Annotated in this window: 10 protein-coding genes; 8 read left to right on the top strand and 2 right to left on the bottom strand. The window is 59.3% G+C overall.

The genetic code is table 11. The features are described from left to right. From AC5LBQ_RS01220 to AC5LBQ_RS01185, 8 genes are all read left to right on the top strand, one after another. A complete protein-coding gene (locus tag AC5LBQ_RS01220; protein ID WP_493264380.1) occupies positions 1-1,551 on the top strand; it encodes a Mur ligase family protein in 1,551 nt (516 codons plus the stop codon). Between the two features lie 72 nt (positions 1,552-1,623). Then, entirely contained in the window at positions 1,624-3,075 is a 1,452-nt protein-coding gene (locus AC5LBQ_RS01215) for a UDP-N-acetylmuramoyl-tripeptide--D-alanyl-D-alanine ligase (RefSeq protein ID WP_493264379.1), read from the top strand. Then, positions 3,072-4,172, top strand: coding sequence for a phospho-N-acetylmuramoyl-pentapeptide-transferase (gene mraY, locus AC5LBQ_RS01210; RefSeq protein WP_493264378.1), 1,101 nt, complete (start codon positions 3,072-3,074; stop codon positions 4,170-4,172). Before AC5LBQ_RS01215 ends, mraY begins: the two co-directional genes overlap by 4 nt. Further along, entirely contained in the window at positions 4,169-5,656 is a 1,488-nt protein-coding gene (gene murD / locus AC5LBQ_RS01205; protein WP_493264377.1) for a UDP-N-acetylmuramoyl-L-alanine--D-glutamate ligase, read from the top strand. The genes mraY and murD overlap by 4 nt, the downstream gene beginning before the upstream one ends. Continuing rightward, entirely contained in the window at positions 5,631-6,977 is a 1,347-nt protein-coding gene (locus tag AC5LBQ_RS01200; protein ID WP_493264376.1) for an FtsW/RodA/SpoVE family cell cycle protein, read from the top strand. The genes murD and AC5LBQ_RS01200 overlap by 26 nt, the downstream gene beginning before the upstream one ends. Positions 6,978-7,094: 117 nt before the next feature. Further along, the gene (locus tag AC5LBQ_RS01195) at positions 7,095-8,267 is read left to right on the top strand and encodes a UDP-N-acetylglucosamine--N-acetylmuramyl-(pentapeptide) pyrophosphoryl-undecaprenol N-acetylglucosamine transferase (protein WP_493264375.1); all 1,173 of its coding nucleotides are present in this window, start codon (positions 7,095-7,097) and stop codon (positions 8,265-8,267) included. A 2-nt stretch (positions 8,268-8,269) separates the two neighbouring features. Further along, positions 8,270-9,769, top strand: coding sequence for a UDP-N-acetylmuramate--L-alanine ligase (gene murC / locus AC5LBQ_RS01190; RefSeq protein WP_493264374.1), 1,500 nt, complete (start codon positions 8,270-8,272; stop codon positions 9,767-9,769). Then, the gene (locus tag AC5LBQ_RS01185; RefSeq protein WP_493264373.1) at positions 9,766-10,905 is read left to right on the top strand and encodes a cell division protein FtsQ/DivIB; all 1,140 of its coding nucleotides are present in this window, start codon (positions 9,766-9,768) and stop codon (positions 10,903-10,905) included. Before murC ends, AC5LBQ_RS01185 begins: the two co-directional genes overlap by 4 nt. A gap of 46 nt (positions 10,906-10,951) precedes the next feature. Here the strand turns inward: AC5LBQ_RS01185 and serB are convergent, their stop codons facing one another. Together serB and glgC are read right to left on the bottom strand one after the other, a co-directional pair. Next, positions 10,952-11,872 (bottom strand): phosphoserine phosphatase SerB, encoded by a 921-nt coding sequence (serB, locus tag AC5LBQ_RS01180; RefSeq protein WP_493264372.1) that lies wholly within the window; start codon positions 11,870-11,872, stop codon positions 10,952-10,954. A gap of 3 nt (positions 11,873-11,875) precedes the next feature. Beyond that, entirely contained in the window at positions 11,876-13,114 is a 1,239-nt protein-coding gene (gene glgC, locus AC5LBQ_RS01175) for a glucose-1-phosphate adenylyltransferase (protein WP_491681203.1), read from the bottom strand. Between the last annotated feature and the right edge of the window lie 108 nt (positions 13,115-13,222).

Genomic DNA, 13,222 nt, shown 5'->3' with positions numbered 1-13,222 from the left:
ATGACTCTGGAAGTTGCTTTTGACCCTTACGCGCCGGATTTGCTTCGCTTGCCCTGGGTCGAAGTTACGGATTTGGCAAAAGCCGTGGACGGTACGGTTTACGGTAACGGCGGCCGTGTGCGCGGTGCGGTTATTGATAACCGGGTCGTGCGCGGCGGAGAGCTGTTTGTGGCGATGCCGGGATTCCACGTGCATGGCGCTAAGTTCGCGGCGGATGCCGCGGCGCGCGGAGCCGGGGCTGTGTTGAGCGATCCGGCTGGGATGGCATTCCTCGAGAACTTGGATATCCCCGCTATCATCGTTCCCGATGTGGCTTCCGTAGCTGGTCCAGCTGCTGCTGTCGCCTTCAATAATCCCTGCCAACAGTTGAGCGCGTGGGGCGTGACGGGCACGAACGGAAAGACCACCACCACCTACCTTTTGCGTCACATGCTGCATCGAGTCGGGCATCTGTCCTCCCTGGTGGGCACGGTGGAGGCCGCGGTGGGCAAGAAGACTGCCCCCGCTTTCATCACGACTCCCCAAGCCCCGCAGCTGCAAGCCTTTGCGGCCACGACGGTGCAAGAAAATGTGCATCACATGGTGGTGGAAGTATCCTCGCACGCCTTAGCGATGGGGCGGGTAGACCCGCTGCATTTCGCCTGCGCCGGATTTACGAACCTGTCTCAGGACCACTTGGATTACCACGGCACCATGGAGCAATACTTCCAAACCAAGGCCTCGCTGTTTTCCCCGCAGCGCAGTGATCGCCAGGTCATCATCGTTGACGGCGTGTGGGGCCAGCGCCTGGCTGAGCAGTTGGAACGCGGTGGCCAACATGATTTTGTGACCCTGTCCCTGACGGGCCGTCCGGCCGATTGGCAAGGAAAAATTATCGAGTTAGAGGGCGGCTTCACCGAACTGCGGTTGCGGGCTTTTGACGGCAAAGAGGCCTCTGTGCAGGTCCGAATGCCCGGCACGTTTAACGCAATCAATGCCGCCCTGGCCATTGTCATGGTCGTGACGGGATTGTCTCCGAGCCCGCGTCAGCTAGACGGGGACATTTTGCGCCACCTGACTGTGAATCCCATCCGTCTGGATGTGCCGGGACGTATGGAGCTGCTGTGCGAGGCACCCCGCGTGATTGTGGACTTCGCGCACAACCCGGATTCCACCAAGATTTTGCTCGACACCATGCGGATTTCGACCAAAGGTCGGTTGCTGCTAGTGATGGGCGCTGACGGGCAGCGCGATCCGGGCAAACGGCCGATTTTGGGTCAGATTGCTGCCGAGCTGGCGGATTTCACCTACCTTACGGACGGGGACATTCACGAGGAGGAACCCAGCGGGATTCGCCGGGACGTGATGGCGGGCATGAAGGGCTATGAAGATAAATTTGTGGAGGTCGCCCCCCGCGAGACGGCGATTGAGCGAGCAATTTTGGACGCTCGTCCCGAAGATACCGTTGTTATTACGGGGCGGGGTCACGAACCCATCATGTTCACGCCCGAAGGGCAGTATGACCTTGACGACCGAGTGGTCGCTCGCGAGGCTCTAGCGAAGCGGAGCTGACCCCTTTTCTGACCGGAGCCGGCGTGAGATAAGATTAAAGCCGATTTGTTGGCCTTTTGAAGGAGTCCACCTTTGATAGATATGACCCTTGACGCCCTATGTGAGGCGATTGGTTTAGAACCTGGGGAAAACTCGACTCGGATTCAAGGCAGGGTACACACCGATTCGCGGCTGGTCAGTACGGGTGATGTCTTTGTAGCGCTGCCCGGAGAAAATACTGACGGGCATCACTTCCTGGGGTCTGTGGCTCGCCGCGGAGGCAGAGTCGCCATCGTCAGCCGCGACCGCGCAGAGATTCTGGACCAGGGGTGGGCTACCGAGGAAGAATTGAACCAGTTGACAGTATTGCAGGTTCCCGACCCTCAGTATGCCCTGGGGCGATTGGCTCAGGCGCACCTGCGCCAACTGCGTGCCCAAGCCCGCGAGGGAACCGGCCAACTGAAACTTGTTATCGGAATCACCGGTTCTGCCGGCAAAACCACCACCAAGGACCTGACGAAACAGCTTTTATCCACCAAAGGCGCCACTGTCGCTCCCGTGGCATCGTTCAACAACGAGGTGGGCCTGCCGCTCACGGTTCTGGAAGCTGACGCCGCGACCGAGTACCTGGTATTGGAAATGGGCGCTTCGCAGCCCGGCGACATTGCTTACCTGACCGATATTGCTCCCCTGGATGTGGCTCTGGTTTTGATGGTGGGGGTGGCTCACCTGGAGTCGTACTCTTCGGTTGAGGCCCTGGCAGCTGAGAAGGCTACCATCCTGGAAAACCTGGGGCCCTCAGGCATGGCCATTTTGAACGCGGACGACCCGCGTGTGGAAACGATGAGCGGGCGGACTTCGGGACGCCTCATGTACTTTTCGACAAAAAAGAATACCCCGGTGCGCATCACCGACTTACGTCTGGACGAGGCTTCGCGGGGCAGCTTCCTGCTGCACACTCCCGCCGGTAGCGCCCCGGTTCAGCTGCAGCTCCTCGGTGCCCATCACGTCGCTAACGCCCTGGCGGCCGCGGCGATTGCGCATGTCGCGGGCATGACCCCCGCTGAGATTGCGGCCGTGTTGTCAAAAGCCACTCCGGTCAGTGAACACCGCATGAACCTGGTGCATTTGGCGGACGGAGTGGACCTCATCGACGATGCGTATAACGCGAACCCGGACTCGGTACGTGCCGCTTTGGACGTCATTGCGAAATCGGGAGCCACCCGGCGTGTGGTCATCGTCCTGGGGGACATGCTGGAACTGGGCGAAACCGCCCCGCAGTTGCACGGAGAAATCGGGCGTTACGCCGCTAACCTCGGAATTTCGGTCCTGCTGACGGTCGGTCCCATGGCGAAACACATCGAAAGCGCCTATTCGGCGCTGAAACGTGACGGGGAAAGCCATCAGGTGATGGATGCCACCGCTGCCGGTCGGTTGTTGCAGGAGATTGTGCGTCCCGGCGACTTGATTTTGGTCAAAGGTTCGCACGGTTCGGGACTGTGGAAACTGGCTCAAGAAATTGAAGAAAGGGGCCGCGTCCGATGACTGCGGTATTGACAGCTGGCTTTATCGCCCTGTTATTCTCGCTACTGGTCACCCCGTTCTATGCGAAGTGGCTGGTCAATAAGCAATTCGGTCAGTTTATTCGCCAGGACGGCCCGACCGCGCACTACACGAAGCGCGGCACGCCCACTATGGGCGGGGTCATTATTATCCTCGCCATCATTATCGGGTGGGGAGCGGGTCATATTCACCAAGCCGTCACCAGCGGCAAAGGCCCCAGCGCTTCGTCTCTGATTCTCATATTTTTGCTGGTCGGGCTGGGGTTCATCGGCTGGCTGGATGACTGGATTAAAATTTCTAAGCACCGTTCTTTGGGATTGAACCCAACCGGCAAAATACTCGGTCAGCTAGCGGTGGGATCCATATTTTCCGGTCTGGCCTTGGGCTTTGAGAACTCGCGCGGCCTGAGCCCCGCCTCTACGAAGATTTCTGTCATCCGGGACACGAACCTGGATTTGGCTTTCGCCGGTTTCGGTCTGGGGGTCGTGCTGTTCCTGATTTGGGCGAACTTCCTGGTGGCAGCCTGGTCTAATGCGGTTAACCTGACGGATGGTCTGGATGGCTTGGCGACCGGCACTTCGATTTTCGTGTTTGGCGGCTATACCTTGATGTCCTACTGGCAGTTCTCGCAGCGCTGCGGCATCGAGGGGACCAGCGCCCCCGCGTGCTACTCCGAAATCCGTGACCCGCTGGATATTGCATTATTCTGCGCGGCTGTGGTCGGAGCCCTGATTGGATTTTTGTGGTGGAATGCCTCACCGGCGCGTATTTTTATGGGCGACACCGGCTCGCTGGCGTTGGGCGGCATACTGGCGGGAGTGTCGATTTTCACCCACACCGAGTTCCTGGCAATCATTATCGGTGGCCTGTTCGTGATGGAAGTTATCAGCGACATTATTCAGGTCGGGTTCTTTAAAGCCACTCACAAGCGCGTGTTTAAGATGGCCCCAATTCATCACCACTTTGAACTGTTGGGCTGGAAAGAGATCACCGTGGTCGTGCGGTTTTGGATTATTGCCGGGCTGATGGCTGCCGCCGGGGTAGGACTGTTCTATTTCGATTGGGTGATGAAGCTGTGAAAGATACGCAATTTACCGGCGCCTCCATTGGCGTGTTGGGCCTGGGAAAGTCGGGGCGCGCCGCCGCCGCCGTACTGGCCACTCTCGGAGCGCACGTGACCTGCTACGATGCGAACCCAGATGCTGTGGAACAGGCCCGGGAGGAACTCGGCGATCGGGTCGACTATTGCACTGCCAGTGGCGAACAGTTCCAAGGTGAGGCGGCCGCCGGGAACGGACACAAACTTTTCGTGGTCTCCCCGGGGATTGCCCCGCATAATCCCATGTATCGCCTTCCCGAGGCCAGCGCCTCCATGTGGTCAGAAGTCGAGTTAGCCTGGCAAATCCAGGAAGCCATCGGTAACCGTAACTGCAAGTGGATGTGCATTACGGGCACGAACGGGAAAACCACCACAACTGGGATGTTGGCGCAGATGCTCATCACCGGCGGTGTGGTGGCGACCGCGGTGGGTAACTACGGCACGCCCATAGTTGAAGTCGCGGCCGAAGGCGCTGTGGATGCGCTGGCGGTGGAGCTGTCCTCGGCACAGCTGCATTCCACGTACAGCCTGAAACCCTGGGCCTCCGTGTGGCTTAACTTTGCCCCCGATCACCTCGACTGGCACGGTAGCGCCGACGACTACGCTTGGGACAAGTCGAAGGTCTACAGCGGGGTGCAGCGTGCCGCTCTGTATCCCGCCACCGAGGAACTGCCGACCAAGGTACTCAGTAAACGTTTCGTCCAAGACGAGGGCTTTCCCCCGGAAAAGTGCATTGGTTTGACTCCGGGTATTCCCGCTCCGGGTTTCCTAGGCGTGATTGAGGACGTCATCGTGGACCGGGCTTTTGGAGAACACAACGAAACTCAGGCACTGGAACTGGCAACGTTTGCCGACCTGGAACACTTGAGCGGAGCGAAAGTGCCGACATCGGCACTGTTGGCGGATACTTTGGCCGCGGCTGGACTGGCGCGGGCCTACGGTTTGCAGCCCGAATGGGTGCGCCGCGGAATTCTCGAGTTTGAGTTGGCGGAACATCGTCGCGCCGTGGTCGGCACGTTCGGAGGTGTGACCTATATCGACGACTCCAAAGCTACGAATACGCACGCAGCAGCCGCTTCGCTGCGTGACATTGACGACAAGCGCGCCGTGTGGATTGTCGGGGGAGACGCGAAAGGCCAAGACTTTCACTCTCTGGTGCAGGTGGCAGCCCCGAAAGTGAAAGCCGCTGTGCTGATTGGCTTGGACCCGGAGCCTTTTGAGAGCGCATTTGCTGAAAACGGCGCGGGAATCCCGCTGAAACGGGTCGCTCCGGGGGACAATCTTATGGAAAGGACGCTTTTAGAGGCGCGAGCTTTAGCCGTTCCGGGGGATACCGTGCTACTGGCTCCGGCGTGTGCCTCGTGGGATCAGTTCAACAACTATCACGAGCGCGGCGACCAATTTGCTCAGGCGGCGCGGAAACTGGGGGAGAACCAAGATGGCGGGGAGGAACAAGGCTCCTGAGGCACCTCGGGACGCGAAACTGGCAAAGTTTTCCCCGCGAAACTCAACGCCTACCCTGGTTGACGCCAACTCAGCCCCGTCCGCAACGCCAAGCCAGGAAAAATCCGCTCTGCGCACCCTGTCCGAAGGGTGGAAGAACCAACCGGTTCTGAGCTACTACCTCATTTTGGTCACCACCCTGCTGCTGTTCATCATCGGCTTTATCCTGGTGTTTTCCGCCTCGACCATCACTGCCTTGGAAAGCGGAGCGAATCCGTTCCTGTCCTTTGGGAAACGTTCACTCATTTATGTGGCGGCGCTGCTGGTTTTGTTCATTGCCTCCAGGGTCCCGCTGACTTTTTATCAAAAGTGGACCTGGTGGTTTTTGGGGGCGGCGTGGCTGCTGCAGATTATGGTGTTCGTTCCGGGCATGCACGGCACGTCCGCGGGCGGTAACACAAACTGGATTAACCTCGGTGGCGTCATTACCATTCAACCTTCCGAGTTTATGAAGTTGGCTTTGGCTGTCGCGTTAGGGAGGGTCTTGGCAGATCCGGAACTGCGGGAGGCCCGGGACAAGAAACGTTGGCTCATCAACGCGGGCGTGCCAGCGGTGGGGTCGTTGGGTTTGGTCATGATTGGGCGGGATCTGGGCACCGCGATGGTGATGGCAGCGCTCATTTTGTCGGCGATTTTCGTAGCGGGGATTCCCTGGCGCTACTTTGCGGGCATCGTCTTGCTAGGCATTTTTGGGGTCACTTTGGCAGTCATGAGTTCAGCTAATCGCCGTCGGCGGGTCTTTGGCTTTATGGACGCCTCCACCACTGACCCCACCGGCATCGGCTACCAGCGACAACATGGCTTGTGGTCCCTGGCCACCGGGGGATTGACCGGAGTCGGACCGGGTGCCAGCCGGGAGAAATGGTCCTACCTGCCCGAAGCGGATACGGACTACATTTTCGCTATTTTGGGCGAGGAATTCGGGATTTTGGGCACTTTCCTGGTTCTGGGTTTGTTCGTGGTGCTGTGCCTGACGATGATGCGGCTGATGAACTCGGAGACGAATCAATTCGTGAGCTACACCGTGGCCGGCATGATGGGCTGGATTTTTTCCCAAGCCATCATCAATATCGGAGCTGTGGTTGGCCTGCTCCCGATTATTGGGGTGCCCTTGCCGCTGATTTCTTCTGGAGGTTCCTCCCTACTGTCCATCATGGCAGCGATGGGCATGATGATGTGTTTTGCACGCGCTGAACCTGGGGCGGACGCGGCGCTAAAAGCCCGACTGCGTCCCCTGCGGCGCGGTGCGGCTGTTTTGCTGCCCGGACGGATGCACCGTTAAACGTTTGCTTCCCGAAGCTGGTGCGGCGCGAAAACCGAGGGAAAACTTTGCCCACAACCGCCACAGCAACCGTGCTCCTGAAAATGTTCCCGGACAAAACACGCTAAAGTTGAGGGTGTGAGTGACATCTCGAAACCGGTCATTGTTTTCGCCGGCGGCGGTACCGCTGGACACGTGAACCCTTTGCTGGCGACTATTGCCGCGCTACAGTCCACCGAATTGAGCTTCGAACCTCTGGTGGTAGGTACTTCCGAGGGGCTGGAAAGCGAACTGGTTCCAGCCGCCGGCTATGAACTGTTGACCATTCCCCGCCTACCGATGCCGCGTCGCCCCAGTTCGGATTTGGTTCGTTTGCCGGTTCGGATGCGTCACGTGGTGGCTTCGCTGCGCGATACTTTCCAAGCCCGGGAGGTACGGCTGGTAGTGGGCTTTGGTGGCTACGTTTCCACCCCCGTGTACTTTGCGGCAAAACGTTTGGGCATTCCCATCGTCATTCATGAACAAAACGCTCGGCCAGGGCTCGCCAACCGGGTAGGGTCACGCTATGCGGCCGGGGTGGGCCTGACTTTTGAGGGAACCGGGCTGAAAGCAAAGCACGGCGAAACTCGTGTCGTCGGTCTGCCCCTGCGCCCCAGTATTCTCGAACTGGCGCGTCAGCTGGAAATGCCCCTGACCAGGGATGCGGCGCGAGCTGAAGCTGCCGACTTTTTCGGTTTGCCGGCTTCCCACCCCACAGTGCTGATCACCGGAGGCTCCCTGGGGGCGCAGCGTCTCAACGAAGTCTTGCCCGGCGCGCTTTTGCGGGTCTTCCAGGAAAACTCGACTGCCCAGGTCATTCACCTGACCGGGAAAGGTAAGGACGGTCCTGTCCAGGACTTCGTTGCTGAACATCACCTGGAGCAGCGTTACCAAGTGCGCGACTATCTCACCGAGATGCACTACGGTTTGGCTCTAGCTGACTGCGTGGTGTGTCGAGCGGGGGCGGCAACTGTCGCGGAAAACACCGCGCTGGCGATTCCCACCCTCTACGTGCCCCTGCCTATCGGCAACGGAGAACAAGCCCTAAACGCGCAAGGGGTCGTTAACGCCGCGGGGGCGTTCCTACTCGACCAGAAGAAACTGACCGAACAGGCGGCCGCCGAACTGCTGGTGCGTCTGCTTGACCCGGAGCAGAACGCGGCCATGCGTGCGGCAGCGGCCCAGGTCGGCACCACGCATGGCGCCGAAAATCTCTGTGCGCTCATTATGACAGTTCTGGGCGAAACGACCGGGAAACCCGAGGAGGCCTAAACATGCCCGAGATTAAAGACAGTTCCACGAATTTGTCCAATGTCACGCAAGCCCACAAAGTCCCGTCCGACCAGGAGTTCTATCTGATTGGTATCGGCGGGGCCGGCATGAGCGTCCTCGCGCTACTGCTGCACGACCTGGGTTATCACGTGTCCGGTTCCGACCAGGTACAGGCCGATACGCTGGGACAGCTGCGAGAGGCGGGCATCACCGTTTTTGTGGGACACCGGGAGGAACAAGTGCCTGCCAACGCCATCGTGGTGGTGACTTCAGCGGTGCATGAGGACAATCCCGAAGCGGCTCGTGCCCAGGCTCTGGGCTTAGAAATCTGGCATCGTTCCCAGGCTTTAGATTTTTGTACCCGTTCCCACGATTTGGTGGCGGTGGCCGGGGCACACGGCAAAACCAGCACGTCATCCATGATTGCCCACGCCCTGCTGAAAATCGGGGCGGATCCTTCCTTTGCTATCGGGGGAGTCATCGCCGAGCTGGATACCGGCGCGCGTTTGGGGTCGGGTTCCGCCTTTGTCATCGAGGCTGATGAATCCGACGGGTCTTTCCTGAACTATTCCCCCGCGGTGGAAGTCATCACCAATATAGAGCCTGACCACCTCGATCACTGGGGTAGCGCGGCGGCGTTCGAGCAGGCTTTTGTGGATTTCACGGGTAGGTTGCGCGAGGGCGGTGCGCTGGTGCTGTGTGCCGATGATGCCGGGGTCAAGCGGCTTGCCGCGCAGGTTTCAGCGCAGCGCGGCGAGGGTGGGCCGCGGGTTATTTCCTACGGTTTCGGGGTTCCCTTGGCAGGCGACGTGGTAGTTCAGTTAAGTGAGCCCGAACTGGGGCCGGGCCAAGGACATTGCCAAGTCAGCGTTACCGATGCCGGTCAGCAGGTATTTCACGGTCAGCTCAAGTTGCGGATTGGGGGCCAGCACATGTTGCTGAACGCGGGCGGGGCGCTGGGCGCCGCCTATGCCCTAGGCGTGGACTTGCCCCAGTTCATCGCCGCGTTGGGGACTTTTTCGGGAGCCAGTCGCCGGATGCAGCGAGTCGGTGAACGCGATGGCGTGCGCATTTATGACGATTACGGACACCATCCGACTGAAATCGCGGCCACTCTGCAGGCGGCCCGCGACTTAGCCGGTACCGGTCGGCTGCTGGTGTGTTTCCAGCCGCATCTGTATTCCCGGACCTATCACAACGTCGAGGCTTTCGCGCGAGTTTTTGCAGCCGTGGATGACCTGACCGTATGCTCGGTCTACGCCGCCCGCGAAGCGCCGATTCCCGGAGTAAACGGTAACATCATCACCGAGCGTCTCGGTCAGGGAACCTACGTGGCGGATATGTACGCGGCGGGACTGCGCGCATTTCACGCCGCCCGTCCCGGCGACCTCCTGCTGTTCTTGGGTGCGGGCTCCATTACCCACGTGGGCCACGCTATCGCCGCGGGACATGACTATGCCTCGGTGGAACAGGCCGCCCAGGCGAAAGAGAGTCAGGCGTGAAACCACCTCCCCGCCCCACCCTTGGGAAGTCCACAGAGAGCCACGACGCCGGTCGGGGGCGACACCGTCGACCCGTAGTCGACCCCAAAAACGTTGACCTCGATAAGGACTCTCCGCGCCGCCCTCGTGACCGTGCCGCCGCGACTGATACGGCGAACTCCGAAACGATTCAACCGAAAACGAAATCGAAAAAGTTGACCCCGGCTCAACTCGATAAACAGGAACGTGACGAAAAGAAGGCCATCAAGAAAACCCAGAAGCGGGCTGCGAAAGCAAACCGGGAAGCTGTGAAAGCGGCCCAAAAGGTTTCTCAGCGCAAACACCATCCAAATGCGTCCCCCGCTGACGGTTCGCGCTACGAGGCGAGTTCCCCTTGGGATTCGCTGCGGGTGGCAAGCGTAGACAATACGCTGCTGGACCGGTTGGAGGAACAGGAGTTCATTCGCCGCCATCGGCTGCGTCTGCGGATTTCCAGTCTGATTGGGGTATTGGCGGGAGTCCTCATCGTTTTGTACGTCGTGTTTTTTTCACCGCTGTTCACCTACCAACTCGCACAGTGCCATGTCACGGGCGCGCGGAACGTAGACATTAAACAGGTTTGCCAAGCCACTCAGCGTTTTGAGGGGCGCTCCATCACCAGTTTGGCTACGGCGGGAGTGGCGAAGACGGTGCTGCAGGAAGTCAGTGCCTTAAAGGATGCACAAGTCAAGCCCGCGTGGCCGCACGGGTTAGAGATTCACGTGGTGGAGCGCGTTCCGGTAGCCACCGTACGGCAAAACGGCAAAGTTGTGGGGGTGGACCGGTCCGGAGTGATTCTGGAGATTGCTCCTGGTGACGTGGCGGGGCTGCCGCAGCTGGATGTCGACATGGAGAAGCTGGGCGGGCAAACCCGCAAGCTGGTTGATGCGGCCTTGATTGCTTTTGGAGATATGCCTGAGGATTTGCGCTCCATGATTGCTTCGGTGACTTCCGACGACCCCGCTCAGTTGCAGTTTAAACTGCGTGACGGCCGAGCCCTGGTGTGGGGCAATTCGCGTGACTCGGTAGAAAAAGCCCAGGTAGCTAAACTTTTGTTTACGGTACAGGGTGTGAAAGTTGTGGACGTATCCAACCCGGAGCGTCCCTCGACCCGCTAAGCGCAAACGCGGGCTTTTGCCGGGTGAACAGCGTTCGCTATGGTCATCAGTCCGGGAGGGTGAGCGCAGAGAGCGCCGTCAAGTTGGGTCGCGAGAGGCGCACATCGGCAGCGGCTTGCAGAGCAGGTTTTGCCAGGTAGGCAACTCCCAATCCGGCGGCGCGCACCATTTTCAGGTCGTTAGCCCCGTCTCCCATTGCCACGCATCTCTCCGCGCTGACTCCGAGTTCGGCCGCCCAGGAACGCAGGCAGGTTTCCTTAGTTTCAGCGGTGACAATGTCGCCCTCCGGCTCGCCGGTCAGCTGACCGTTGGCCACCTCGAAACTGTTTGCCTTGACAAAATCCAGCCCGATATCTGTGGCGTGCGGCGCTACCAGTTCCCTGAATCCGCCGGAAACCACCCCGACTTTTACGCCGCGGCGATGAAAAGCCGACACCATTTGTGCCGCTCCCGGGGAAAAATGGTAATCCTGGCGCACCTGGTCCAAAACACTGACCGGAAGGCCCCGCAGGGTTCCCATGCGCCGCCGCAGAGACTGGGCAAAGTCAAGTTCACCGCGCATCGCAGCAGCGGTGATGGCGGCGACTTCCTCCTGCGTACCGGCGTGAGCAGCCACCAGGTCGATGCCCTCCCCGGTAAACAGGGTGGAGTCCCCGTCCAAAACCACCAAGGCGGGACCGCGCTGGGCCATTGCCCCTGCCGTTATCGCTACAGCCAGGCCCTCTGAGTCCAGGTCATGCTCCAAAGCGCGGGTCCACGCGGCTCTCTGTTCACGAGTCGTGGGGGGTGCCACGGGAACATACAGCGACACCCGGCTTAGCCCCTCTGACGAAGACTGGTTGGGGAGCGCGGTAGGGCTCAGTCCGGTTGCACGAACTACCGCGGACAAAAATGCCCCAGGCGTTACGCCCGCAGAGTCCCCCTCCCATACGCAGGTAAAGCGCAGGGGTAGCGTAGGTTCTGTCATAGGCTAGTGCTCGACGCGGGTATCTTTGGGGACGACCGTAATTCCGGAATCGGTCACCAGGAAACCGCGCGCCCGGTCTTGTTCAAGGTCAACGCCGATAGTGACGCCCTCGCCAACGTAAACGTTCTTGTCCAAGATAGCCCGGTCGACTTTCGCGTGCCGCGCCAGCACCACGCCGTTCATCAAGACCGAGTCCGTCACTTCGGACCAAGAGTTCAGCCGGACTCCCGGGGAGAGAATCGAGTGAACACAACGCGCTCCGGAAATAATCGTGCCGCTGGAAACAAAAGAGTCGATGGCGTGACCCATGCGGGAATCATCACCGTAGACGAACTTCGCGGGGGGCAACTCGCCGTCCACAGTCGTCATAATCGGCCACTTTGGGTTGTACAGGTTAAAGACGGGGTGAACCGCGATGAGGTCCATGGAGGCCTCGTAGTAGGCGTCAAGAGTACCGACGTCACGCCAGTAGTCCCGGTCCCGTTCAGTCGAGCCGGGGATGTCATTGCGGATAAAGTCGTAGCAGTGAGCTTCCCCGCGGGACACGAAATAGGGCACGATATCCCCGCCCATATCGTGATTTGAATCGTCATTTTGGGAGTCTAGCTGGAGTGCTTCGAGCAGGGCATCAGTATTGAACACGTAGTTGCCCATCGATGCCAGTATCTGATCCGGGGCATCGGGTAGGCCGACCGCGTCTTGGGGCTTTTCCCGGAAAGCTGCGATTTTACCCGATGCGTCCGCTTCAATGACTCCGAACGAAGAAGCCAAGCTGAGCGGCTGACGGATTCCGGCCACGGTAGCGGGCAGACCGGACGCGATGTGTTCGTTCACCATCTGCGAGAAGTCCATCCGATAAATATTGTCCGCGCCGATAATCAGCACGTAGTCGGGGCGCTCATCACTGATGATGTTCTCAGATTGGAAGATTGCGTCCGCCGAACCCATGTACCAGTGTTTTCCGGTGCGTTGCTGAGCCGGAACCGGTGCCACATAGTTGCCCAGAATGTTCGACATGTGCCAGGCTGTGGCGATGTGTCGGTCCAGAGAATGGGACTTGTATTGAGTGAGGACGATGACCCGATGATAACCGGAGTTCACCACGTTAGACAGCGCGAAGTCAATGAGCCGGTAGTGTCCGCCGAAAGGCACCGCGGGCTTGGCGCGGTCTTCAGTTAGGGGCATCAGGCGTTTGCCTTCGCCGCCAGCAAGAATAATTGTCAAAACTTTTGGTAGAGCCACGTATTAACCCTAAAAGATTTTTTAGCTTTTGTGGGGCTTTTGGGGCATCTTTTACCAGCAAATGGGATAAGTTAGAAGTGTAATTGCGGTTCGCTGGCCAGGGGTTTT

The organism is Mobiluncus sp., from assembly GCF_985070215.1.
This window is presented reverse-complemented; position numbering and strand designations above follow the sequence as displayed.